Genomic DNA, 22,167 nt, shown 5'->3' with positions numbered 1-22,167 from the left:
GTCGGTCCCATGCGAACCGACTCTTCTCCCGGCACCCTCCCGGCACGGGAGCACCTCCCGGCCACGGCCGCCGGCACCCCGGTGCTGGACGTGGTGATCCCCGTCTACAACGAGGAGAAGGACCTGCGCCGGTGTGTGCTCAGACTGCGGGAGCACCTGGCGCGCACCTTCCCCTACGCCTTCCGGGTCACCATCGCGGACAACGCCTCCACCGACGGCACCCCGCTCATCGCCGCCGAACTCGCCGCCCGGTACCCGGAGGTGGCCGGCGTCCGGCTGGAGCGCAAGGGCCGGGGACGCGCCCTGCGCACGGTGTGGTCCGCCTCCGACGCGCCGGTCCTCGCGTACATGGACGTCGACCTCTCCACCGACCTCAACGCCCTGCTCCCGCTGGTCGCCCCGCTGATCTCGGGCCACTCCGACCTGGCGATCGGCTCCCGGCTCAGCCGGACCTCGCGGGTGGTGCGCGGGACGAAGCGGGAGTTCATCAGCCGGGCCTACAACCTGATCCTGCGCGGCTCGCTCCAGGCGCGCTTCTCCGACGCCCAGTGCGGCTTCAAGGCGATCCGGCGCGAGGTGGCCCAGGTGCTGCTGCCGCTGGTGGAGGACACCGGCTGGTTCTTCGACACCGAGATGCTGGTGCTGGCCGAGCGGGCCGGGCTGCGCATCCACGAGGTGCCGGTCGACTGGGTCGACGACCCGGACTCCACCGTGCACCTCGTGCGCACCGCGACCGACGACCTGAAGGGGGTGTGGCGGGTGGGGCGGGCGCTCACCACCGGTTCGCTGCCGCTGGACCGGCTGGCCCGGCCGTTCGGCGACGACCCCCGGGACCGCGAGATCACCGACGTGCCCAAGGGGCTGGCCCGCCAGCTCGTCGGGTTCTGCGTGGTCGGCGGTCTCTCCACCCTGTTCTATCTGCTGCTCTACAGCGGCTTCCGGCAGTTCTGCGGCTCGCAGGCGGCCAACGCGCTCGCCCTGCTGCTCTCCGCGCTCGCCAACACGGCCGCGAACCGGCGCCTCACCTTCGGGGTGCGCGGCCGGGGCGGAGCGGTACGCCACCAGGCGCAGGGCCTGGTCGTCTTCGCCATCGGCCTCGCCCTGACCAGCGGCTCGCTGGCCGCCCTGAACGCGGCCACCACCAGCCCCGCGCACACCGCAGAGATCGCCGTCCTGGTCGTCGCCAACCTCGCCGCGACCGTCCTGCGCTTCCTCCTCTTCCGCGCCTGGGTCTTCCCGGACCGCCGCGACCCCGCGCCGGTGCCCGCCCCGACCGCGCCCGCGTACGCCGAACCCACCACCATCTCTACGGGGGACCCCCGATGACCACCCAGTACGACCAGCCCCCGCAGGTTGCCGTGGTGCCGCCCGCGCCACGGGCCCCGCTCGCCCGGCGGGCGTGGCGCGGCCGGCCCGAGGACCCGAGCTGGGCCCGCCCCGCCTTCTGGGCGCTGCTCGCCGCGACCTTCGTGCTCTACCTCTGCAGCCTGAGTGCCTCCGGCTTCGCCAACTCCTTCTACTCGGCGGCCGTGCAGGCGGGCAGCACCTCCTGGAAGGCCTTCTTCTTCGGCTCGCTGGACGGCGGCAACGCCATCACCGTCGACAAGCCCTCGGCGTTCCTGTGGCCCATGGAGCTGTCGGTCCGGATCTTCGGCCTGAACTCCTGGGCGGTCCTGGTCCCCCAGGTCCTCATGGGCACCGGCGCGGTGGCGGTCGTGTACGCGGCGGTACGGCGCCGGTTCAGCGCGGTGGCCGGACTGGTCGCGGGCGCGGTGCTGGCGCTCACCCCGGTCGCGGCGATGATGTTCCGGTTCAACAACCCGGACGCGATGCTGGCCCTGCTGATGGCGCTGGCCTGCTACTTCACCGTCCGCGCGGTCGAGGACGGCCGGACCCGGTGGCTGGTCTGGGCGGGCGTGGCCATCGGCTTCGCCTTCCTCGCCAAGACCCTCCAGGCGTTCCTGGTCCTGCCTCCGCTGGCGATCGTCCACGCGGTCTGCGCGCCGGTGCGGTTCGGCAGGCGGCTGGGGCAGCTCGCGCTGGCCACGCTCGCGCTGGTGGTGTCGGGCGGTTGGTGGGTCGCGGTGGTCGAGCTGTGGCCGGCCTCGTCCCGCCCGTACATCGGCGGCTCGCAGCACAACAGCTTCCTGGAGCTGACCTTCGGCTACAACGGGCTCGGCCGGATCAACGGTGACGAGACCGGCAGCGTCGGCGGCGGGGGCGGCGGCATGGGCGGCGGCGGGGGCCGCTGGGGCTCGACCGGCTGGGACCGGATGTTCGGCGCCGAGGTCGGCGGCCAGGTCTCCTGGCTGCTCCCGGCCGCGCTGATCCTGCTGATCGCGGGCCTCTGGGCCACCCGCAAGCTGGGCCGCACCTCGGTCACCCGCGCGTCGTTCCTGGTCTGGGGCGGCTCGCTGCTGATCACCATGGCGGTGTTCAGCTTCATGGCCGGCATCTTCCACCAGTACTACACGATCGCCCTCGCGCCGTACCTCGCCGCCGTGGTCGGCATGGGCGCCGGGCTGCTGTGGGAGCGCCGCGAGGAGACCTGGGCCGGTGCCGCGCTGGCGGTCACCTCGGTGGCGTCCGGGGCGTGGGGGTACGTGCTGCTGGGCCGCACCTCCGACTACCTGCCCTGGCTGAAGTGGCTGGTGCTGGTCGGCGGTCTGCTCGCCGCGCTCGGCCTGCTGTTCCTCGGCCGCGCTCCCCGGAACCTGGCGCTCGGCGCGGCCTCGCTGGGCCTGGTCGCGGCACTGGCCGGGCCGACCGCGTACACGCTGAGCACGGTGAACTCCGCTCACACCGGCTCGATTCCGACGGCCGGACCGGCGGGGGCCAGCATGATGGGCTTCGGCCGTCCGGGCGCCCGGGGCGAGGGCATGCGCGGCGGCTTCCCCGGCGGGATGCCGGGCGGGCAGGGCCAGCGGGGCCAGGGCCAGGGCCAGGGCCAGATCCCGCCCGGTGGCGCGGCGGGCCCGGGTTTCCCCGGCCAGGGCGGTCAGGGCAACGGGCAGAGCAAGGGCCAGGGCGGTCGGAACGGCCAGGGTTTCCCGGGCGCCCAGGGCTTCCCCGGCAACACCCGCACCGGCGAATCCGGCCGCATGGGCGGCGCCGGAGGCGCGGGCGGCCTGCTCGACGGCGCCACCGTCTCCGCCAAGGCCAAGAAGCTCCTCCTGGCCGACGCCGATTCCTACACCTGGGTCGCCGCGTCCACCGGTTCGCAGAACGCGGCCAGCTACCAACTCGCCACCAACAAGGCGGTGATGGCGATCGGCGGCTTCAACGGCACCGACCCGTCCCCGACCCTGGCCCAGTTCAAGCAGTACGTCAGCAAGGGCCAGATCCACTACTACATCGCGGGCGGCGGCATGGGTGGCGGCATGGGCCGCACCGGCGAGGCCCGCGGCGGCTTCGGGGGCATGGGCGGCAACAGCGGCACCGCCTCCGCCATCAGCACCTGGGTCGAGGCCAACTTCAAGAAGGTGACGGTCGGTTCGGCCACCTTCTACGACCTCACCGAGAAGAGGGCGGGCTGACCGGAAACACCCTCGGCCGATAATGCTGTACACCGTATAGGAAACTCACTATACGGTGTACAGCATGTCCGCTCCCGACGTCTCGGCACCACCGCTCACGAAGGCCCCCCAGGGCCACCCGCGCCGCTGGCTGATCCTCGGCGTGATCTGCCTCGCCCAGCTCACCGTGCTGCTCGACAACACCGTGCTGAACGTGGCGATCCCCTCGCTCACCCACCGGCTGCACGCGGCCACCTCCGACATCCAGTGGATGATCAACGCGTACTCCCTGGTCCAGTCCGGCCTGCTGCTCACCGCGGGCAGCGCCGCCGACCGGTACGGCCGCAAGAAGATGCTGATCGCGGGCCTCGCGGTGTTCGGCCTCGGCTCGCTGGCCGCCGGACTCTCCACCACCACCGGCCAGTTGATCGCCGCCCGCGCGGGCATGGGCATCGGCGGCGCGCTGCTGCTGACCACCACCCTCGCGGTCGCCATGCAGATCTTCGCGCCCGAGGAGCAGCCGAAGGCGATCGGCATCTGGGCCGCGGTCAACTCGCTCGGCTTCGCGGCCGGCCCGCTGATCGGCGGCTTCGTGCTCGACCACTTCTGGTGGGGTGCGATCTTCCTGATCAACCTGCCCGTGGCCGCCCTCGGCCTGGTCGCCGTGGTCGCGCTGGTCCCCGAGTCCAAGGCGACCCGCGCCGTCGGCGCCACGGGCGAGCCCGCCCGCCCCGACCTGCTGGGCGCGCTGCTCTCCACGATCGGAATGACCGCCCTGGTCTTCGCGGTCATCTCCGGCCCGCACCACGGCTGGACCTCGCCCCGCGTGCTCGGCTCGTCGGCCGTCGCGGTGGCCGTGCTGGCCCTCTTCGCGTACTGGGAGAGCCGGGTCGAGGAGCCCATGCTCGACCTCGCGTTCTTCCGGGACCGCAGGTTCACCGGCGCGGTCGCGGGCGCGGTGCTCATCACCTTCGGCATGGGCGGCGCCCTGTTCCTGCTCACCCAGCACCTCCAACTGGTCCTCGGCTACGGCCCCCTGGAGGCCGGCGCGCGCACCGCACCGCTGGCGCTCACCGTGGTCCTGCTCAACTTCAGCGGGCTGTCCTCGAAGTGCGCGGCCAGTCTGGGCACCCCGGTGGCGATCGCGCTGGGCATGGCGCTGATGGCGGGCGGCCTGGTCTCCATCGCCGGGCTGGCCTCCTCCGGGTACGCCGGGACACTGCTCGGGCTGGTGCTGATCGGCGCCGGGTGCGCGCTGGCCAACCCGGCCATGGCGCACGCCATCATGAGCGCCATCCCGGCGGAGAAGGCCGGGGTCGGCGCCGGGATCAACGGCACGCTGGCCGAGTTCGGCAACGGGCTCGGGGTGGCCGTGCTGGGCGCGGTGCTCAGCTCCTTCCTGGCCTCCGGGCGCACCCTGTCGGCCGGGCTCAGCGCCGGGCAACTGGTCGGCGCCGTCTCCGTGCTGGCCGGTGGCCTGGTCGCGGCGGCCCTGCTCAAGCGGGCCCAGCGCGATGCCGTCTGAGCCGGGGTGGTTGAGCCGCCCGGACCTGGCAAGGTGTGCGGTGAGCGACGGCCTGCGGAGGGAAGCCCGGTGGTGAAGGAAGTCGGCCCCCCTGAGGACCGCCCCAAGGCACGCGGCAGCGTCTGGCGGAGCGGCGGCAAGGAGCGGCGCGCCCGGGGCGGCCAGCCCTCCGGCCTGGACCGGGACCGGATCACCGCGACCTCGGTCGCCCTGCTGGACGCCGAGGGCCTGGACCGCTTCTCCATGCGCCGCCTGGCGGGCGAGCTGAACGTGACCGCGATGTCCCTGTACTGGTACGTCGACACCAAGGACGATCTGCTCGAACTCGCCCTGGACACCGCCTTCGGCGAGCTCTCGCTGCCCGACGCGGAGGACACGGCGGCCGACTGGCGCGATCAGCTGCGGGCGCTGGCGACCGAGTACCGGGCGATGATGGTCCGCCACCCCTGGCTGTCCCCGATCGCGGGCCGCTTCCTCAACATCGGCCCGCACTCCCTGGCCTTCTCCCGAGCGGTGCAGCGGGTCGTCGGCCGGGCCGGGCTGCCCGCGCACGGGGTGACGGGCGCGATCTCGGCCGTCTTCCAGTTCGTGTACGGCTACGGCACGATCGAGGGCCACTTCCACGCCCGTATCGCCGACACCGGGCTGAGCGCGGAGGAGTACTTCCAGCAGTCCCTCACCGTCGCCTCCGAGGTGGCCGGCACCTCCGAGGTGATGAAGGAGTCCTACGCCCTCATGGCCGCGCGCGGCGGGGACACCGTGCAGGAGATGCTCGACCGGGACTTCGTCTTCGCCCTGGACCTGCTGATCGCGGGCATCGAAGCGATGGTGGCCCGCGGCTGACCCCTCGCGGGAGTCGGCCACGGGCCACCATCGGACTGCTCTACGAGCCGGACGCGAGCCGGGCCGGGAACCCGCCGGTCGCCACCGGCCCCCACCGCTCCGGCGTCACCCGGATGATGGACTTGCCCTGCTCGGCCATGGCCGTGCGGTACTCGTCCCAGTCCGGGTGCTCACCGGCGATGTTCCGGTAGTACTCGACCAGCGGCTCGACGGAGTCCGGGGTGTCCAGCACCTCGGCCGTGCCGTCGATCTGGACCCAGGGCCCGTTCCACTCGTCGCTCAGCACGATCAGGCTGACCCGCTCGTCCCGCTTGGCGTTCCGCGTCTTGGCCCGCTCCGGATAGGTGGAGGCCACGATCCGCCCGGAGTCGTCCACCCCGCAGGTCAGCGGGGAGCCCTGCGGGGAGCCGTCCGAGCGCCGGGTCAGCAGGATGGCGCGATGGCGGGGTCGTACGAAGTCCAGCAGTTCCGGCAGGGTCACTTTGGTGTTCGTAGCGATGTTGGGAGCCATGCGCCGAGCCTAGGACGTACCGGCGTGTCCGTCAGAGCGACGGCAGCGCGTCGCCCTGGACCGCCTGGATGTCCAGCTCGATCCGCAGGGTGGTGCCGATGGCGGCGATGCCGGCCTGGAGGACCTGGTTGTAGTTCATGGCGAAGTCGTCCCGGTGCAGCTCGGCCGTCGCGCGGAACGCGGCCCGCGTGCCGCCCCAGGGGTCGGCGCCGGTGCCGAGGTAGGCGAGGTCCAGGTCGACCGGGCGGACGATCCCGCGCATCGACAGCTCGCCGTGCACGGTCCACCGGTCCGGGCCGGCCTGGGTCAGCCCGGCCGAGCGGTAGGTCAGCTCGGGGTACTTCTCCACGTCCAGGAAGTCCGCGGAACGCAGGTGGGTGTCCCGCATCCCGTTGCCGGTGTCGATGGACTCGGCCCGGATGACCGCCTCCACACGGGACTTGGTGATGTCGTCGGGCGCGATCTCGATGCCCCCGCCGAACTCGGTGAACCGGCCCCGCACGCTGGAGATGCCCAGGTGCTGCGCGACCGCGCCGACCGAGGAGTGCACCGGGTCGATGGTCCACGGTCCGGGCGGCGGCAGCTCGCTGCCGCCCTGCCGGGCCAGGGTGACCGCGCCGACCTCGGCCCGGCCGCTCGCGGTGACCAGCGCGCTGGAGGCGACGGGCGCGTATCCGACGGCGGTGATGATCACCGTGTACGCCCCCGGAGCCAGCGCGGTGTCGTCGCGCACCACGCCCTCGGCGTCGGCCTCGGCCCGCAGCACCTGCGTACCGGTCATGTCGGCCACCGTGACCACCGCGTGCGAGACGGCCCAGCCGTCACGGGTGCGGATCCTCGCGGTCAGTGCCATGGCGTTCTTCTCCCTGCGCGGCTGAGCGCGCGTAGATCAGGGGACCGGCCCGTGGCCCGCGCTGAGGGGCGGGCCACGGGCCGGTCGGGGGGAACTACTCGCCGGGGTGGGCGAGTGCGATGTCGTGGCCGTCCGTGCCGGTACCGGCGACGGTCAGCGCGGTGGCCACCGGCGGGTAACCCGTGGCGATCACGGTGTACTCGCCGCCGTCCAGGTCGGTGAAGGCGTACGCGCCGTCCGCACCGGTGGTGGCGGTGCCGACCACGTTGCCCGCCTGGTCGACCAGGGTGACGCGGGCGTCGGCCAGCGGCCCGTGCGGGGCCCGGACGACACCGCTGAGCAGCGCGCCGGTGTCCAGGTCGACCTCCACCCGGGTGACCCCGGTGGTGGCGACCTCCACGGGCAGCGCGCGCGGCCGGTAGCCGGCGGCGTTGACCGCGATCGTCACGGTGCCGGGCACCAGCTCGGTGAACCCGAACTCGCCCTGCTCGCCGGTCTGCGCGGCGGCCAGCAGATCACCGCGCACATCGGTGACGACGACCATCGCGTCCTTCACCGGCAGCGCGCTCCCGGCCGCCCGGACCACACCGGTCAGCCCGCTGGTGCCGCTGAGCAGGATGTCGTACGACAGCGCCTCCTCGCCCACCACGACGGTGGACGCCTGCGGCTGGAAGCCGTCCGCGGAGGCGATCAGCACGTACGAGCCGGTGCCGGGGGCGGCCAGCGCGTAGGAGCCGTCGGCCTGCGCGACCGAGCGGCCGAGCTGGCGGCCGGCCAGCGAGATCAGCGTGACCGCGGCGCCCGGGACCGGGGCGCTCTCGGCGCCGCGCACGAAGCCGTGCAGCGGGGTGCCGCCGGCCGGCGGGGTGTCCCCGGCCATGGCGACGGCCGTCATCTGCGGGGCGGTCGCGGCCGCGGTGGCCGTGCCGTCGGCCGAGGGGGCGCCCTCGGTGGTGGCGAAGGCCATGGCCGGGACCTGCTGGGCCTCGGCGACCGCGGGGGCGGTGGCCGGGTCGGTGACCGGGGCCTCGGACTCGGCGGACTGCGCGAGCGCGCCCTTCGTCCGCAGCGGGACCTCCTTGATGAACAGCGTGATCAGGAAGGCGAGGGCGGCGAGGCAGCCGGCGATGAAGAAGACATCGGCGATGCCGTGGCCGTACGCGCTCTCCAGCAGGTTCCGGATCGGACCCGGGAGGCTGTTCATGTCCGGGATGGTGTCCGTCGAGCCGGACTTGGCCATCGCGGCCTGGTACTTCGGGCTCAGCGAACCGATGCCGTCCGTGACGTAGTGCGTGATCCGGTGGGCCATCACCGCGCCGAGCGCCGAGACGCCCACCGCGCCGCCCAGGGAGCGGAAGAAGGTGACCGTGGAACTGGCCGAGCCGAGGTCGGACGGCGCCACCTGGTTCTGCGTGGCGAGCACCAGGTTCTGCATCATCATGCCGATGCCGAGACCCAGCAGGGCCATGAAGATGGCCATCTTCCAGTAGTCCGTGTCGTACCGGATGCCGCCCAGCAGGAGGAGTCCGGCGGTGACCAGGACGCCACCGCTGACCAGCCACGCCTTCCAGCGGCCGGTACGGGTGATGAACTGGCCCGAGACGGTCGAGGAGATGAACAGACCACCGATCATCGGGATGGTCAGGACACCGGACATCGTCGGCGACTTGTCGCGGGCGAGCTGGAAGTACTGGCTGAAGAACACGGTGCCGCTGAACATGGCCACGCCGACGAACAGCGAGGCGAGCGAGGCCAGCGTGATGGTGCGGTTCTTGAACAGGCGCAGCGGGATGATCGGCTCGCTGGCCTTGGTCTCGACCAGCACGAACAGCGCGCCGAGCACGATCGAGCCGGCCACCATCGCGTAGGTCTGCCAGGACAGCCAGTCGTACTTGTCACCGGCGAAGGTGACCCAGACCAGCAGCAGCGAGACGGCCGCCGAGATCAGCGCGGCGCCGCCCCAGTCGACCTTCACCTCACGCTTGACCACGGGCAGGTGCAGGGTCTTCTGCAGGACGATCAGCGCGATGACCGCGAACGGGACACCGACGTAGAAGCACCAGCGCCAGCCGAGCCACGAGGTGTCGGTGATGACACCGCCGAGCAGCGGGCCGCCGACGGTGGCGACGGCGAAGGTCGCGCCGAGGTAGCCGGAGTAACGGCCGCGCTCACGCGGGGAGATCATCGCCGCCATGACGATCTGCGCCAGGGCGGACAGACCGCCGACGCCGATGCCCTGGACGACACGGCAGGCGATCAGCATGCCGGGGTTCTGCGACAGACCGGCCGCCATCGAGCCGACGACGTAGATGACCAGGGCTATCTGGACGAGCGCCTTCTTGCTGTACAGGTCGGCGAGCTTGCCCCACAGGGGGGTGGCGGCCGTCATCGACAGCAGGGCCGCGGTGACGACCCAGGTGTAGGCGGACTGGCCGCCGCCGAGGTCACCGATGATGTGCGGGAGGGCGTTGGAGACGATCGTGGACGACAGGATCGCCACGAACATGCCGAGCAGCAGCCCGGAGAGCGCCTCCATGATCTGCCGGTGGGTCATCGGGGCCTCGTCGGCCCCGCCCCCGTGCTTGGCGTGAGCCCGCACACCGGATGGTGTGGTCGTTGCCATGGGCTTCCTTTACTTACGTGATCGCGGGTGTACGGGTTTCTGCGGAAACGGGGGCGGCCGGCCTCGGCACGCCGGAGCGGCAGTCGCCGAACGACGCGCGCAGCCGGGTCATGAGCTGGATGAGCTGGGCGACCTCGTCGTCGGTCCAGTCGCTCAGCCGCTCTTCGAGCAGCCGGCTGGTGCGCAGCGACAGCTCCATGAGCTGGTCGTGGCCGGCGGGCGTCAGGCGCAGGATGCGCGAGCGCTTGTCCGCCGGGTCCGGCGACCGCTCGATCCAGCCGCGCGCGGCCACGTGGGCGACATGCCTGCTGGTCACCGACAGATCGACGGCGAGCAGCTCGGCGAGCTTGCTCATGCGCATCTCCTCGTGGCGGCCGAGCAGGGTCAGCACGGCGGCCGAACCTGCCGGGCAGTCGGGCGGGAGTATCCGCCCGATGTCGCGCTTCACGGCGCCGACGGCACTGAGCTGACGTGCCAGCTCCTCGAACTGCGCCTGCTCGGCCATCACACCTCCCGTATTCGTTGCTTTGGGCAACCATAGAGATGCTTGGTTGCTGTAGGCAAATAAATCGATGGGCGACGGCGCAAAAACTTGGCAAAGGCAAGTATTGCGATCGTAAATACGCAGGTGGACGCGGGTGACCTGCCCGTCTCTGTCCCCATGGCCCCGCACTTGGGGTGGGCACCCGGATTCGCTAGTGTCTCGGCCCATGGCTAACACCCAGGGCCCCCAGGGCAATTACGACCCCGCAGGCAGCACCCAGATGTTCCGCGCGTTCGTCGACGAGACTCCCCCGGCTCGCCAGCAGGAGGCCGTTTCCTCCGGCCCCCGCGTCGGCCTGATCATCGGCATCGTCGTGGCCGTGGCCGTCGTCGCGGCCGTCGCCTGGCTCGCGCTGAAGTGACCTCGGGCTCCGTCCCGGAGCCCCCCTCCAAAGGCCGCGGCCCGCGTCGGCGCCGAAGCGCGCGACACGGGCCGGGCAGATCTTCCCTCGTCTTCCCCGGGTCCGTCAGTCGGAGACGAGACCCTCGCGGAGCTGGGACAGCGTGCGGGTCAGCAGCCGCGAGACGTGCATCTGCGAGATGCCGACCTCCTCGCCGATCTGTGACTGGGTCATGTTGGCGAAGAAGCGCAGCATGATGATCCGGCGCTCGCGCGGCGGCAGCTTGGCCAGCAGCGGCTTGAGCGACTCCCGGTACTCCACGCCCTCCAGCGCCGTGTCCTCGTAGCCGAGGCGGTCGGCCAGGGAGCCCTCGCCGCCGTCGTCCTCGGGGGCCGGGGAGTCGAGCGAGGAGGCGGTGTAGGCGTTGCCCACCGCCAGACCGTCGACCACGTCCTCCTCGGAGACTCCGAGCGCGACCGCCAGCTCCGGCACGGTCGGGGAGCGGTCGAGCCGCTGGGACAGCTCGTCGCTCGCCTTGGTCAGCGCCAGGCGCAGCTCCTGCAGCCGGCGCGGCACCCGCACCGACCACGAGGTGTCGCGGAAGAACCGCTTGATCTCGCCCACGACCGTCGGCATCGCGAACGTCGGGAACTCCACGCCCCGTTCGCAGTCGAAGCGGTCGATCGCCTTGATCAGCCCGATGGTGCCGACCTGGACGATGTCCTCCATCGGCTCGTTGCGCGAGCGGAAGCGGGCCGCCGCGTACCGCACCAGCGGGAGGTTCAGCTCGATCAGGGTGTCCCGGACGTAACCCCGCTCGGGGCTGTCCTCGCCGAGCGCGGCGAGCCGCAGGAACAGGGAGCGGGACAGCGTGCGGGTGTCGATGTCCCCCGAGGACAACGGCAGTTGGACGGCCTCCTCGGCCGCCGGGGCCGTGTCGGGCGCCGGTGCCGGGACGGCGGGGGCGGGCGCGGCGTCGAGGGCCGGAGCACCCTCGAAGCCGTCGAGGACGTCGAGAGCGTCGAGCTTCTGCGGCGCTGCCACGGTCTTCGTGAGCACCTTCGAGCTGCCCTGTTCTGCGGACATGCCACCCCCTTTGGGTCGCGGGACGGTCGCGGCGCGCTGTCCTGATCGAACAGCGCGGCCTTCACCTGAATTACCGGCGCCGAAGCCCCGGCAAACGCGCTTCCCGCAGAATGTCACATGTCGGCAACGCGCTGTAGTGACATGTCGACACGTGAGACGCCAAGAAGCCCTGGCAGAACGGGGTCTGACGGGCTTTCGGCGCACAATTGCCGACACTGTCGACGTGCCGTGATTCGCTCCTGACGGTGATCATTCGATCCCGCATGCGAACGGCCGCTACCTGCGGTTTTCCGTTCCGTGCTCCCGTGCGCCGGTCATGCCTCGATCCGGTTGGCCGATCTGAGCCGCTGGAAGCTCCGGGCGAGCAGCCGGGAGACGTGCATCTGGGAGACACCGAGTTCGGCGCTGATCTGCGACTGGGTCAGGTTGCTGTAGTAGCGGAGCAGCAGGATGCGCTGCTCGCGCTCGGGGAGCTGGACCAGCAGGTGCCGGACCAGGTCGCGGTGCTCCACGCCGTCCAGCGCCGGGTCCTCGTAGCCGATGCGGTCCAGCAGTCCGGGCAGCCCGTCGCCCTCCTGCGCGGCCTCCAGCGAGGTGGCGTGGTACGAGCGTCCCGCCTCGATGCAGGACAGCACCTCCTCCTCGCTGATCCTGAGGCGTTCGGCGATCTCGGCGGTGGAGGGCGATCTGCCGAGCGCGGTGGTGAGGTCCTCGGTGGCCCCGTTCACCTGCACCCACAGCTCGTGCAGCCGGCGCGGTACGTGCACGGTGCGGACGTTGTCCCGGAAATACCGCTTGATCTCGCCGACCACGGTCGGCATGGCGAAGGTCGGGAACTGCACGCCCCGGTCGGGGTCGAAGCGGTCGATGGCGTTGATCAGCCCGATGGTGCCGACCTGGACCACGTCCTCCATCGGCTCGTTGCGGGAGCGGAAGCGGGCGGCGGCGTAGCGCACCAGCGGGAGGTTGGCCTCGATGAGCGCCCCGCGGACCCGGTTGTGCTCCGGGGTGCCGGGGGTGAGGTTCTTCAGCTCGCCGAAGAGCACCTGGGTCAGGGCCCGGGTGTCGGCGCCCCGGCGCTTCTCGGGAGGGGGTGCGGCGGCGGGCTCGGCGGAGGGCTCGGGGAGGGTCGCGGGCGCCTCCGCCTGGGGCGGCGCAGTACTGGCCGACACGGTCAACGCCACCTCTTCATCGGTCAATCATCCGTCAAAAGCGGTCATAGCATCACAAGACATGTGCACTGTGTGCAAGCACCGCATAACGTCGTGTTGGGCCTCAAACGACGCCAATGGATGGATCGCCGGACACGGAAAAGCCCCCCGCCGTAACGGCGGAGGGCTCGCTGTCCGGGCCGGTCCGGCCCTCAGAACTCGTAGTCGGCGATCACCCACGTGGCGAACTCCCGCCACAGCGCGACGCCCGCCTGATGGGCGGGGTGGTCCAGGTAGCGCTGGAGGGCGCCGGTGTCCTCGACGGAGGAGTTGATGGCGAAGTCGTAGGCGATGGGGCGGTCGGTGACGTTCCAGCCGCACTCCCAGGAGCGCAGCTCGTCGATCTGCCCGCCCAGCGCGCGGAAGGCGGCCACGCCCTCCTGGACGCGCGGCTCGTCGCGCTCCACACCCTCGTCGAGCTTGAACAGGACCAGATGCCGGATCATGCGGCGTACCTCTTGCTCTTGCGGCCGGTCAGTTCTTGGCGCCGTCCACGACCCAGGTCATGAAGTCCCCGATGGCCCCGGCGGCGTCCGATATGCCCTCGAAGGCTATCTGGACGTAGTCGGCCGCCTTGGCGGGGTCGGTGATGATCACGTACATGGCGAAGACCACGAGCGCGAACACGACGATCTTCTTGGCGTTCACCGCCACCGCGGCCTCCCCTGTCCCATCGGCCCCACTGACCTGCCTGCGGCGGCGAGTGTAACCGCCATGGGCCTTCGCGTACCCAACAGGACGCACACGATTGTCAATTGAGGGCTCCCGGTCGGGGCTCTCCGCCGGGACGCACGAAGGGCCCCGTCCGAAGACGGGGCCCTTCTCAAGCGGTAGCGGAGGGATTTGAACCCTCGGTGACTTGCGCCACACTCGCTTTCGAGGCGAGCTCCTTCGGCCGCTCGGACACGCTACCGAGGGAGACCTTACAGCAAGGTGCCCCATCGGCAGAAATCGATGGCCGCAGCCCCTCCCAGCAGGGCTTTCGGCGCCTGTTCAGCGCCCTCTGAAGAACTCCGTCAGCGGCCGGGCGCACTCCTCGGCGAGCACGCCCTCCACCACCTCCGGCCGGTGGTTGAGCCGCCGGTCGCGTACGACGTCCCAGAGCGAGCCGGCCGCGCCCGCCTTGTCGTCGCGGGCGCCGTAGACGACCCGGTCGACGCGGGACTGGACCAGGGCGCCCGCGCACATCGTGCACGGCTCCAGCGTCACCACCAGCGTGCAGCCGGTCAGCCGCCACTCGCCGAGCGCGGCGGCGGCCCGGCGCAGCGCCAGCACCTCGGCGTGAGCGGTCGGATCACCGGTCGCCTCGCGCTCGTTGTGCCCGGCGCCCAGCACGGTGGTGCCGTCCGGGCCGAGCACGACGGCGCCCACCGGGACGTCACCGCCGAGCGCGGCCCGCCCGGCCTCGGCCAGGGCGAGCCGCATCGCGGGCCGCCAGGGGTCGCGCACCGGGTCCGTGTTCCTCGGGGGCCTCGGGGTCTCGTGCGGCGCGGTCAGCGGACGGTCTCCAGTACCTCCGAGGCGCCCAGCACCTCGGCGATCGTGCCCAGGGCGTCGTCCGCGTCCAGGGCGCGCAGCTCCTTCTCGCCGATCCCGAGATCGCCGAGGATCTCGCGGTCGCCGACCGGGCTGTGCGGGACGGCGTCGTCGTCCGGGGACTCCTCGCCGTCCTCGGACTCCTCGGACTCGCCGTCCTCGGTGCCGTCGAGGTCCAGGGAGTCCAGGTCGGGCCCGTCGTCCGCGCCGGGCGCGCGGCCCAGCAGCTCATCGGTGAGGAGCAGCTCCCCGTAGGCGCTGCGGGCGGCGGCGGCGGCGTCGGAGACGTAGATACGGGGGTCCTCCTCCCCGTCCACCCGGACGACCCCGAACCAGGAGTCCTCCTGCTCGATCAGGACGAGCACCGTGTCCTCCTCCGGCGACGCCTCGCGGGCGAGGTCGGCCAGATCGGACAGGGTCTCCACATCGTCGAGCTCCGTGTCGCTCGCTTCCCACCCGTCTTCGGTGCGCGCGAGCAGTGCGGCGAAGTACACCGTGACTCTCCCACTGGTCATAGGTGTGCCGGTCGGGGGGTCCCCCCGGCGGAGGTCCGGGCGGGGGAGCAGGTGCGCTCCGGGGTCCGCCCACTGGGAATCGTGGCAGAAAACAAGTCGCTCAGGGGACGTCTTCGGCTCCCTGCTGCCGTCACCTGCGGATCGTACGCGGCGTCGCGAGCGCCGATGACAGGACCGTACGACGGGTGGGGCTACCAGCGGAACGTTCGCATGCGCATGGCGTGGCGCAGCCGGGCCGCCTTGGCGCGGCGCGGCTGGACCCGGTCGCGCAGCTGCCGGGCCTCGGCCAGGTCGCGGAGGAACTGGGCCCGGCGGCGCCTGCGTTCGGCGTCCGTCTCGGGCTGTGGGGGCCTGAACGGCCCGATCTCCCCGGTCGTCGCCGGGCCGTTGTTCGGCAGGTTCGGCAGGTCAGCCACGGTTTCACCACCCCGGTCGGTCTCAAGCGCATTCCCCCGGACGGGCGGTTTGATGCCGACACGAGGCACAGGGCGGGCACGGTTACTGTTGAAGACATGCGTCTCCACGTCGTCGACCACCCCCTGGTCGCTCACAAGCTCACCACGCTGCGCGACCAGCGCACCGACTCCGCGACCTTCCGCCGTCTCGCCGACGAGCTGGTCACCCTGCTCGCCTACGAGGCCACGCGGGACGTGCGCACCGAGGCCGTCGACATCCAGACCCCGGTCGCCCGGACCACCGGCGTCAAGCTCGCCCGCCCGCGCCCGCTGGTGGTGCCGATCCTGCGCGCCGGCCTCGGCATGCTGGACGGCATGGTCCGGCTGCTGCCGACCGCCGAGGTGGGCTTCCTGGGCATGATCCGCAACGAGGAGACGCTCCAGGCGGAGACCTACGCCTCCCGTATGCCGGACGACCTCTCCGGCCGCCAGGTGTACGTCCTGGACCCGATGCTGGCCACGGGCGGCACCCTGGTCGCGGCCATCCGCGAGCTGATCGGCCGCGGCGCCGACGACGTGACCGCCGTGGTCCTGCTGGCCTCCCCCGAGGGCGTGGAGATCCTGGAGCGGGACCTGGCCGGCACCCCGGTCACCGTGGTCACCGCCGCGGTGGACGAGCGCCTCAACGAGCAGGGCTACATCGTCCCGGGCCTGGGCGACGCGGGCGACCGCCTGTACGGCGCGGCCGAGTAGGCACGGAGCGAAAGCAGAAGAAGGGGGGGCCGCCCGGCTGGGTGGCCCCCCTTCCCGTTCTGCCGCTTCAGCAGGTCTTCTTCTTGGTGGTCGTGACCGCGGCCACCTGTTCCGGTGCCGTCAGCTTGGTCACCGCGCTGTCGGCGGCCGGCCGCTGGGTCAGGGACTTGAACCTGTCCCCGATGACCAGGTCCAGCACCGCGCCCTTGCGGGCCGCGTCGGTGCGCCGCTCGGCGTCCGTGAGCTGGGTGCTCAGCACCGGGAGCGTGGTGTCGAGGGCGGTGGTGGGACCGATCAGCATCCCGGTGCCCTTGACCTTCTTGTCGAACTGCTTGTCCGCGTTGCCCACGTCGCCGATCTTGAAGCCGCGCTTCTTCAACTCGTCCGCCGTCTGCTTGGCGAGCCCGGAGCGCGTGGTGGCGTTGTAGACGTTCACGGTGATGGTGCCGGGCTTGGGCAGGGCCTTGACCGGAGCCGCCTTGGCGACCTTGGTGCGGCAGTCCGCCGCGTGACCGGACACCGAGCCGTCGCCGCCGGTGAAGACGTCGATGAGCTGCAGCGTGCCCCAGCCTGCGACGCCCAGCGCGGCCACGGAGGCCACGACGGCGGCGACGAGCCTGCCGCGTCGCCGGGGCGGGCGCATCCGAGGGTAGGTGTCCCCTGTGATCCGGTATTTACCGCCCATGCCGGGGGGAGTCAGCATGCTCATGAGCGCAGCGTAGTGCGCCGAGGCCGCGATGCCTATTAGATGATCAGTCCATCCGGCGTAGCCGAACCCGAAAGGGGTAACCGGCGGCCCGTACGGGCCAGTCGGGCTTGCCGAAAGAGCCGCGAGGCGCCCGTCAGCCCAGTTCGAGGACGCGGGCGTGCAGCACCTGGCGCTGCTGGAGCGCGGCGCGGACCGCGCGGTGCAGCCCGTCCTCCAGATAGAGGTCGCCCTGCCACTTCACGACGTGGGCGAAGAGGTCGCCGTAGAACGTGGAGTCCTCGGCGAGCAGCGTCTCGAGGTCGAGCTGCTGCTTGGTGGTCACGAGCTGATCGAGGCGGACCGGGCGCGGCGCGACGTCCGCCCACTGCCGGGTGCTCTCCCGGCCGTGGTCGGGGTACGGCCGGCCGTTTCCGATGCGCTTGAAGATCACACGGAAAGCCTACCGGCCCAGACGTTCCGGGCGCAGCCATGGCGGCGGAGTGCGACGCTGAAAAAGACACGGCAAAGCGGGCATTACGGCGACTACCGGCAGTGGCGGTCACCGGGACGAGGGGCCTTGAGATGAGCGACAGCGCGACCACGCCCGCCCCCGACGGCTCCGGCCCGGCACAACTGCCCGAGCCGGCCCGCCCGATCGCGGCCGGCTACGCCTTCACCGGCCCGGCGCTGGACCTCGGCGCGCTGCTGTGGGACGGGGTGTGCCACCCGCAGGCGCCGGTACGCGTGCCGCTCCCGATGCTGAACCGGCACGGGCTCGTCGCGGGCGCCACCGGCACCGGCAAGACCAAGACGCTCCAGCTCATCGCCGAGCAACTCTCCGCGCAGGGCGTCCCGGTGTTCCTCGCGGACGTCAAGGGCGACCTCTCCGGCATCGCCCGGCCCGGCCAGGGCGGCGACCGGGTGAGCACCCGCGCGGCGGAGACCGGGCAGAGCTGGTCGGCGGAGGGCTTCCCGGTGGAGTTCCTGGCGCTCGGCGGGATCGGCCACGGCATCCCGGTGCGGGCCACCGTCACCAGCTTCGGGCCGGTGCTGCTGTCCAAGGTGCTGGGCCTGAACCGCACTCAGGAGCAGTCCCTCGGCCTGATCTTCCACTACGCCGACACCAAGGGCCTGGAGCTGATCGACCTCAAGGACCTCCGCGCGGTCGTCGCCTTCCTCACCTCCGACGAGGGCAAGCCCGAACTCAAGGGCATCGGCGGCCTTTCCACCGCCACGGCCGGGGTGATCCTGCGCTCGCTGACCGCCTTCGAGGCGCAGGGCATGGCGGACTTCTTCGGCGAGCCCGAGTTCGACACCGCCGACCTGCTGCGCCTGGCGCCGGACGGGCGGGGCCTGGTCTCCGTGCTGGAGCTGCCCGCGGTGCAGGACAAACCGCAGCTGTTCTCCACGTTCCTGATGTGGCTGCTGGCCGACCTCTTCCACGACCTGCCCGAGGTGGGGGACGTCGACAAGCCCAAGCTGGTGTTCTTCTTCGACGAGGCGCATCTGCTCTTCCACGACGCCTCGGACGCCTTCCTGGACGCCATCACGCAGACCGTGCGGCTGATCCGGTCCAAGGGCGTCGGCGTCTTCTTCGTGACCCAGACCCCGAAGGACGTCCCCTCCGACGTGCTCGGCCAGCTCGGCAACCGCGTCCAGCACGCCCTGCGCGCCTTCACCCCGGACGACCAGAAGGCGCTGAAGGCGACCGTGAAGACCTTCCCCGACTCCCCGTACGACCTGGAGGAACTCCTCACCGGCCTGGGCACCGGCGAGGCCGTCATCACCGTGCTCAGCGAGAACGGCGCCCCCACCCCGGTCGCCGCGACCCGGCTGCGCGCCCCGGAGTCCCTGATGGGCCCGGTGGACCCGGCCGAGCTGGACCGGGCGGTACGGGAGTCCCCGCTGTACGGACGTTATGCACAGGCTGTGGACCGCGAGTCGGCGTACGAGAAACTGACGGCGGCCCAGGCCCAGGCCCAGGCCCCCGCCGAGGCCCCGAAGGCACCCAGGGCGAAGCGGGAGAAGGCCCCCGCCGAGGACCCCTCGCTGGTGGAACAGGTCGTCGGCAGCGGGATGTTCAAGTCGCTGGCCCGCTCGGTGGGCACCCAGCTGGGCCGCGAGATCACCCGTTCGCTGTTCGGCACGGCCCGGCGGGGGAGATAGGGGGTGTCGTCTGGATCAGCTCGACGACGCGGGGTCTGGCACGCACATCTGCGGCGTTGTCGTCGGTCCCCGACTCCCCCACGCTCGGCTGCGCTCGCGCGGGGGGACCCCCATCGCGTCGACTCCCTCCTCCGCCTTGCAGCTGCACGCACCAGACCCCACTCGGGTCGGCCAAGAGGCGCCGTATCCCTCCGTCGACCTGATCCAGACGACACCCCCTGACCCGCCCCCGCCGGTGCGTCAGCGGCGCTTCTCCTCCGGGGCGCGCTGCGCCGTCTTGTCACGCTGGTCGGTGGCGTTGCGGCGGGCCTCGGCGCGCAGCAGGGCGCGCAGGACCGCGTAAGGGTCGGTGGGCATGGGTGTGGTCCTCCTGCAGCTGAGCTGATGTGTGCGGGGCCGACTGCTCGGCCCGGTCAGCAGCGCAGGACGACCGTGCTCAGGAGGGGTGCGGTGGACGGGGGCCGCGTGCGCTCCGGGTCCGCGTGCGCGCCGGCCGGGCCGGACGCGGGGGCGGGCGGGGGAGCGGTGCGGTCGGGGAGGTCGGCGTGGTGCCGGGTACGGGCGCCGGGGCGGGCCGGGGTGGCGGGCAGGTCGTGCTCGCACTCCTGGGCCATGCCCGGTACCGGCCCGGTCTGCGCGAGGGCCACATGGCCGCCGGGCACCGACAGGGCGAGCAGCAGCACGAGCGCCCGGAACCAGCTCCGGGCGCGCGAGGCACGAGGACGCGCGGTGCTCACACCGGTCCTCTCCCCGCCTAAGCCCCCCGCCGCCCCTCCGGCCGCCGAAGTCCGCCCGCACGGCGTACGACGACGGCGGAGGGTTGACGACCGGAGGGGAGCGAAGGAGCCGGGGAGCGGGGGAGCCAGGGGTCAGACCGTCTGGGGGATGTCCTTGGCGCGGCTCTTGATCCGGATGGAGGTGATGATCTCGACGATGCCGACGACGATCAGCCACCAGCCGCCGACCAGTGTCAGCACGGCCACCGACTCGAAGGGCGAGTCGATCAGCACGATGCCGGCGATGAAGGTGACGATGCCGAGGAAGATGTGCCAGCCGCGCGCGGGCATCCCCTTGTCGGAGATGGCGGCCATGGTCTGGGTGACGCCCCGGATCAGCCAGCCGATGCCGATCCAAAGCGCCAGCAGCAGGATCGACTGCATCGGCCCCCGGAAGCAGAGCAGGCCCAGCAGGATCGACAGACCGCCGCTGAGGAAGGCCAGCACCCGCAGCGAGGTCCTGGTGTGCGTGCCGAAGGCGGACACCAGCTGGAAGACACCGCTGACCAGCAGATAGACGCCGAACAGCACGCCGACCGCGACCAGGGTGGCCCCCGGCCAGATCAGCACCAGGATGCCGAGGATCAGCGAGGCGACGCCGGTGAGCAGCACGACCTGCCAGGCAGCCTGGGACAGCATGTGCAGCGGTCCCTCGAACGGCTCCTCGGTGTCGTGGCGCCCCCGTTCCGCGTGCTCACGGTCCTTGTCCATCCGGACCGCGTCGGGTCCGGGAGCGGTGCCGGGCTGGGCTTCGCCCGCGCCGGCGTTCGGGTCGTACGGGCCGCCCTGCGTGGGGCCGCCGATGGGAGGCTCGGTCATGTTCCATGCTTGGACCGAACGGGGACATTCCGCCACTCGGGGGGCGCTCGACGGGTGCTACTCCGTCGCCTTGGCGGCCTTCGCCGCCTTGGTCGCCGCCTTCATCTCCTGCTTGTGCGCCCGTACCTTGGCCAGCGACTCCGGCCCGGTGATGTCGGCGACGGAGCGGTACGACTTGGCCTCGCCGTAGGCCCCGGCCGCCTCCCGCCATCCCTGGGGCGTCACCCCGAGCTGCTTGCCGAGCAGGGCGAGGAAGATCTGCGCCTTCTGCTTGCCGAACCCCGGCAGCGCCTCCAGCCGCTTCAGCAGCTCAGGGCCGCTGCCGGCGTCCCGCCACACGGCCTCGGCGTCCCCGTCGTAGTGCTCGACCAGGTACTGGCACAGTGTCTGCACCCGCTTGGCCATCGACCCCGGGTAGCGGTGCACGGCCGGCTTCTCGGAGAGCAGGGCGGCGAACTCCTCGGGGTCGCGGGCGGCGATGTCGTGCGCGTCCAGGTCGTCGGCGCCCATGCGGCGCGCGATCGTCTCCGGGCCCTTGAACGCCCACTCCATCGGGATCTGCTGGTCCAGCAGCATCCCGGTGAGCGCGGCGAGCGGGCTGCGGCTAAGCAGCGCGTCGGCGTCGGGGTCCTGGGCGAGGTGCAGGGTGACGTCCATGCGTCCATGATCCCGCGCGCGGGATCAGTCCGCCCGCCAGTACCCCAGCGCGTGCACCCGCTGCCTGGGCACGCCCAGCTCCTTGCGGACGTACGAGCCCAGGGCGCGGGTGGTCGCGGTGTCGCAGGCGATCCACACGTACGGGTGCTCGGTGCCGGACAGGATCTCCGGCAGCTCGGCGCGGACCCGCTCGACCAGCTGCTTCCCGGCCTTCTGGCGCGGTGTCTCGCGGATCTCGTGCCGCTCCGGGTCGGCGCCGGACGGCAGCCCGACGAGCGTGCCCTCGAACCAGACGGTCGCCGGGGCCGAACCCAACTCCGTCAGCAGGGAGTTGATCGCGGGCAGCGAGGCGGTGTCGCCGACCACCAGGACGTGCGAGGGGTCGGGCTCGGGGCGCTGGAAGCCGGTGCCCTGGACGGTCGCCTCGACGGTGTCGCCCTCCTTGGCAGCGCGGGCCCAGTCGGAGGCGACGCCCTCGTGCAGGGCGAACTCCAGGGCGAAGGTGCCGGTCTCCGGGTCGGGGTCGACGAGCGTGTACGCGCGCTGGTGGGGGCGGCCGTCGTCGGAGAACCACAGGCGGACCCACATCGTGGGGTGCACCCCGGTCGCCGCGAGCAGCCCGCCGTCGGTCATCCGCAGCCGCCGGTAGTGCGGGGCGACGTCCTCGGCGCCGGTCACCGTGAACGTGAAGTCCTTCGCCCGCAGCAGTTTGAGTACCGCGCCCTCCCAGCCCCGACCCTGACCCATCGTGTCTCCACCCCTCGCGTACGATTCCTTCACTTGGCTGTGAAGTTAGGCAAGGCTAACCTAA

Annotated in this window: 24 protein-coding genes and 1 tRNA gene; 7 read left to right on the top strand and 18 right to left on the bottom strand. The window is 71.8% G+C overall.

What is annotated here, in order from left to right; genetic code table 11:
- The first annotated feature begins 9 nt into the window (after positions 1-9).
- From D0Z67_RS14080 to D0Z67_RS14065, 4 genes are all read left to right on the top strand, one after another.
- Complete coding sequence (locus D0Z67_RS14080) at positions 10-1,326, top strand: bifunctional glycosyltransferase family 2/GtrA family protein (RefSeq protein WP_037774196.1); 1,317 nt, start codon at positions 10-12, stop codon at positions 1,324-1,326.
- Positions 1,323-3,536, top strand: a complete 2,214-nt coding sequence (locus D0Z67_RS14075) for an ArnT family glycosyltransferase (RefSeq protein ID WP_031179163.1) — start codon at positions 1,323-1,325, stop codon at positions 3,534-3,536. Before D0Z67_RS14080 ends, D0Z67_RS14075 begins: the two co-directional genes overlap by 4 nt.
- Before the next feature lie 64 nt (positions 3,537-3,600).
- On the top strand, positions 3,601-5,040 hold the full coding sequence (locus tag D0Z67_RS14070; RefSeq protein ID WP_051887444.1) for an MFS transporter: 1,440 nt from the start codon (positions 3,601-3,603) through the stop codon (positions 5,038-5,040).
- A gap of 72 nt (positions 5,041-5,112) precedes the next feature.
- Positions 5,113-5,883, top strand: a complete 771-nt coding sequence (locus tag D0Z67_RS14065) for a TetR/AcrR family transcriptional regulator (RefSeq protein ID WP_031179165.1) — start codon at positions 5,113-5,115, stop codon at positions 5,881-5,883.
- A 40-nt stretch (positions 5,884-5,923) separates the two neighbouring features.
- Here the strand turns inward: D0Z67_RS14065 and D0Z67_RS14060 are convergent, their stop codons facing one another.
- From D0Z67_RS14060 to D0Z67_RS14045, 4 genes are all read right to left on the bottom strand, one after another.
- Positions 5,924-6,394, bottom strand: coding sequence for a PPOX class F420-dependent oxidoreductase (locus D0Z67_RS14060; RefSeq protein ID WP_031179166.1), 471 nt, complete (start codon positions 6,392-6,394; stop codon positions 5,924-5,926).
- A gap of 31 nt (positions 6,395-6,425) precedes the next feature.
- The gene (locus tag D0Z67_RS14055; RefSeq protein ID WP_031179167.1) at positions 6,426-7,247 is read right to left on the bottom strand and encodes a YceI family protein; all 822 of its coding nucleotides are present in this window, start codon (positions 7,245-7,247) and stop codon (positions 6,426-6,428) included.
- Between the two features lie 94 nt (positions 7,248-7,341).
- Positions 7,342-9,801 (bottom strand): DHA2 family efflux MFS transporter permease subunit, encoded by a 2,460-nt coding sequence (locus D0Z67_RS14050; RefSeq protein WP_037774264.1) that lies wholly within the window; start codon positions 9,799-9,801, stop codon positions 7,342-7,344.
- Positions 9,802-9,883: 82 nt separating this feature from the next.
- Positions 9,884-10,375 (bottom strand): MarR family winged helix-turn-helix transcriptional regulator, encoded by a 492-nt coding sequence (locus tag D0Z67_RS14045; RefSeq protein WP_031179169.1) that lies wholly within the window; start codon positions 10,373-10,375, stop codon positions 9,884-9,886.
- Positions 10,376-10,580: 205 nt separating this feature from the next.
- Between D0Z67_RS14045 and D0Z67_RS14040 the strand changes: the two genes are divergently transcribed.
- Complete coding sequence (locus D0Z67_RS14040) at positions 10,581-10,775, top strand: hypothetical protein (protein WP_031179170.1); 195 nt, start codon at positions 10,581-10,583, stop codon at positions 10,773-10,775.
- A 105-nt stretch (positions 10,776-10,880) separates the two neighbouring features.
- Here D0Z67_RS14040 and D0Z67_RS14035 read toward each other — a convergent pair whose 3' ends face one another.
- The 8 genes from D0Z67_RS14035 to D0Z67_RS14000 all read right to left on the bottom strand — a co-directional run bounded on the left by D0Z67_RS14035 (position 10,881) and on the right by D0Z67_RS14000 (position 15,509).
- Positions 10,881-11,840 (bottom strand): RNA polymerase sigma factor SigF, encoded by a 960-nt coding sequence (locus D0Z67_RS14035; protein ID WP_031179171.1) that lies wholly within the window; start codon positions 11,838-11,840, stop codon positions 10,881-10,883.
- A 314-nt stretch (positions 11,841-12,154) separates the two neighbouring features.
- Positions 12,155-13,018, bottom strand: a complete 864-nt coding sequence (locus D0Z67_RS14030) for an RNA polymerase sigma factor SigF (protein WP_031179172.1) — start codon at positions 13,016-13,018, stop codon at positions 12,155-12,157.
- Between the two features lie 185 nt (positions 13,019-13,203).
- Positions 13,204-13,497, bottom strand: a complete 294-nt coding sequence (locus D0Z67_RS14025) for a Dabb family protein (RefSeq protein ID WP_031179173.1) — start codon at positions 13,495-13,497, stop codon at positions 13,204-13,206.
- Positions 13,498-13,525: 28 nt separating this feature from the next.
- A complete protein-coding gene (locus tag D0Z67_RS14020) occupies positions 13,526-13,705 on the bottom strand; it encodes a hypothetical protein (RefSeq protein ID WP_030806336.1) in 180 nt (59 codons plus the stop codon).
- Positions 13,706-13,879: 174 nt separating this feature from the next.
- A tRNA-Ser gene (locus D0Z67_RS14015) sits at positions 13,880-13,964 on the bottom strand.
- Positions 13,965-14,044: 80 nt separating this feature from the next.
- The gene (gene tadA / locus D0Z67_RS14010) at positions 14,045-14,476 is read right to left on the bottom strand and encodes a tRNA adenosine(34) deaminase TadA (protein ID WP_031179174.1); all 432 of its coding nucleotides are present in this window, start codon (positions 14,474-14,476) and stop codon (positions 14,045-14,047) included.
- A 68-nt stretch (positions 14,477-14,544) separates the two neighbouring features.
- On the bottom strand, positions 14,545-15,081 hold the full coding sequence (locus D0Z67_RS14005; protein ID WP_031179175.1) for a tRNA adenosine deaminase-associated protein: 537 nt from the start codon (positions 15,079-15,081) through the stop codon (positions 14,545-14,547).
- 212 nt (positions 15,082-15,293) lie between these two features.
- Positions 15,294-15,509, bottom strand: coding sequence for a hypothetical protein (locus D0Z67_RS14000; protein WP_376122028.1), 216 nt, complete (start codon positions 15,507-15,509; stop codon positions 15,294-15,296).
- A 105-nt stretch (positions 15,510-15,614) separates the two neighbouring features.
- On the opposite strand from D0Z67_RS14000, the gene upp reads away from it, so the two are divergent.
- Positions 15,615-16,250: a uracil phosphoribosyltransferase gene (upp, locus tag D0Z67_RS13995; protein WP_031179176.1), complete on the top strand. Its 636-nt coding sequence runs from the start codon at positions 15,615-15,617 to the stop codon at positions 16,248-16,250.
- Between the two features lie 67 nt (positions 16,251-16,317).
- Here upp and D0Z67_RS13990 read toward each other — a convergent pair whose 3' ends face one another.
- Both D0Z67_RS13990 and D0Z67_RS13985 read right to left on the bottom strand, forming a co-directional pair.
- Positions 16,318-16,959, bottom strand: coding sequence for a LytR C-terminal domain-containing protein (locus tag D0Z67_RS13990; protein WP_031179177.1), 642 nt, complete (start codon positions 16,957-16,959; stop codon positions 16,318-16,320).
- 133 nt (positions 16,960-17,092) lie between these two features.
- Positions 17,093-17,389, bottom strand: a complete 297-nt coding sequence (locus tag D0Z67_RS13985) for a type II toxin-antitoxin system VapB family antitoxin (protein WP_003986294.1) — start codon at positions 17,387-17,389, stop codon at positions 17,093-17,095.
- A 131-nt stretch (positions 17,390-17,520) separates the two neighbouring features.
- Between D0Z67_RS13985 and D0Z67_RS13980 the strand changes: the two genes are divergently transcribed.
- Positions 17,521-19,104 carry a helicase HerA-like domain-containing protein gene (locus D0Z67_RS13980; protein ID WP_031179178.1) on the top strand — a complete coding sequence of 528 codons (1,584 nt, stop codon included), beginning with the start codon at positions 17,521-17,523 and terminating at the stop codon, positions 19,102-19,104.
- Positions 19,105-19,517: 413 nt separating this feature from the next.
- Here D0Z67_RS13980 and D0Z67_RS13975 read toward each other — a convergent pair whose 3' ends face one another.
- The 4 genes from D0Z67_RS13975 to D0Z67_RS13960 all read right to left on the bottom strand — a co-directional run bounded on the left by D0Z67_RS13975 (position 19,518) and on the right by D0Z67_RS13960 (position 22,103).
- A complete protein-coding gene (locus tag D0Z67_RS13975) occupies positions 19,518-19,841 on the bottom strand; it encodes a hypothetical protein (RefSeq protein WP_131589647.1) in 324 nt (107 codons plus the stop codon).
- A gap of 132 nt (positions 19,842-19,973) precedes the next feature.
- Complete coding sequence (locus D0Z67_RS13970; RefSeq protein ID WP_031179179.1) at positions 19,974-20,699, bottom strand: HdeD family acid-resistance protein; 726 nt, start codon at positions 20,697-20,699, stop codon at positions 19,974-19,976.
- A 57-nt stretch (positions 20,700-20,756) separates the two neighbouring features.
- Positions 20,757-21,356, bottom strand: coding sequence for an HhH-GPD-type base excision DNA repair protein (locus tag D0Z67_RS13965; protein ID WP_031179180.1), 600 nt, complete (start codon positions 21,354-21,356; stop codon positions 20,757-20,759).
- 24 nt (positions 21,357-21,380) lie between these two features.
- On the bottom strand, positions 21,381-22,103 hold the full coding sequence (locus D0Z67_RS13960; protein ID WP_031179181.1) for a siderophore-interacting protein: 723 nt from the start codon (positions 22,101-22,103) through the stop codon (positions 21,381-21,383).
- Between the last annotated feature and the right edge of the window lie 64 nt (positions 22,104-22,167).

Origin of the sequence: Streptomyces seoulensis, assembly GCF_004328625.1 — a bacterium.
Taxonomy (GTDB): Bacteria; Actinomycetota; Actinomycetes; order Streptomycetales; family Streptomycetaceae; genus Streptomyces; species Streptomyces seoulensis.
The sequence above is the reverse complement of the archived record's forward strand: the minus strand, read 5'-3'. Positions and strand labels throughout refer to the sequence as shown.

What these genes read in the sequence shown, in the direction of transcription:
- D0Z67_RS14080 (WP_037774196.1), top strand. Translation starts at nt 10, where the DNA reads ATGCGAACCGACTCTTCTCCCGGCACCCTCCCGGCACGGGAGCACCTC.
- D0Z67_RS14075 (WP_031179163.1), top strand. Translation starts at nt 1,323, where the DNA reads ATGACCACCCAGTACGACCAGCCCCCGCAGGTTGCCGTGGTGCCGCCC.
- D0Z67_RS14070 (WP_051887444.1), top strand. Translation starts at nt 3,601, where the DNA reads ATGTCCGCTCCCGACGTCTCGGCACCACCGCTCACGAAGGCCCCCCAG.
- D0Z67_RS14060 (WP_031179166.1), bottom strand. Translation starts at nt 6,394, where the DNA reads ATGGCTCCCAACATCGCTACGAACACCAAAGTGACCCTGCCGGAACTG.
- D0Z67_RS14055 (WP_031179167.1), bottom strand. Translation starts at nt 7,247, where the DNA reads ATGGCACTGACCGCGAGGATCCGCACCCGTGACGGCTGGGCCGTCTCG.
- D0Z67_RS14050 (WP_037774264.1), bottom strand. Translation starts at nt 9,801, where the DNA reads ATGACCCACCGGCAGATCATGGAGGCGCTCTCCGGGCTGCTGCTCGGC.
- D0Z67_RS14045 (WP_031179169.1), bottom strand. Translation starts at nt 10,375, where the DNA reads ATGGCCGAGCAGGCGCAGTTCGAGGAGCTGGCACGTCAGCTCAGTGCC.
- D0Z67_RS14040 (WP_031179170.1), top strand. Translation starts at nt 10,581, where the DNA reads ATGGCTAACACCCAGGGCCCCCAGGGCAATTACGACCCCGCAGGCAGC.
- D0Z67_RS14035 (WP_031179171.1), bottom strand. Translation starts at nt 11,840, where the DNA reads ATGTCCGCAGAACAGGGCAGCTCGAAGGTGCTCACGAAGACCGTGGCA.
- D0Z67_RS14025 (WP_031179173.1), bottom strand. Translation starts at nt 13,497, where the DNA reads ATGATCCGGCATCTGGTCCTGTTCAAGCTCGACGAGGGTGTGGAGCGC.
- tadA (WP_031179174.1), bottom strand. Translation starts at nt 14,476, where the DNA reads ATGCGGCTCGCCCTGGCCGAGGCCGGGCGGGCCGCGCTCGGCGGTGAC.
- upp (WP_031179176.1), top strand. Translation starts at nt 15,615, where the DNA reads ATGCGTCTCCACGTCGTCGACCACCCCCTGGTCGCTCACAAGCTCACC.
- D0Z67_RS13990 (WP_031179177.1), bottom strand. Translation starts at nt 16,959, where the DNA reads ATGAGCATGCTGACTCCCCCCGGCATGGGCGGTAAATACCGGATCACA.
- D0Z67_RS13980 (WP_031179178.1), top strand. Translation starts at nt 17,521, where the DNA reads ATGAGCGACAGCGCGACCACGCCCGCCCCCGACGGCTCCGGCCCGGCA.
- D0Z67_RS13970 (WP_031179179.1), bottom strand. Translation starts at nt 20,699, where the DNA reads ATGACCGAGCCTCCCATCGGCGGCCCCACGCAGGGCGGCCCGTACGAC.
- D0Z67_RS13965 (WP_031179180.1), bottom strand. Translation starts at nt 21,356, where the DNA reads ATGGACGTCACCCTGCACCTCGCCCAGGACCCCGACGCCGACGCGCTG.
- D0Z67_RS13960 (WP_031179181.1), bottom strand. Translation starts at nt 22,103, where the DNA reads ATGGGTCAGGGTCGGGGCTGGGAGGGCGCGGTACTCAAACTGCTGCGG.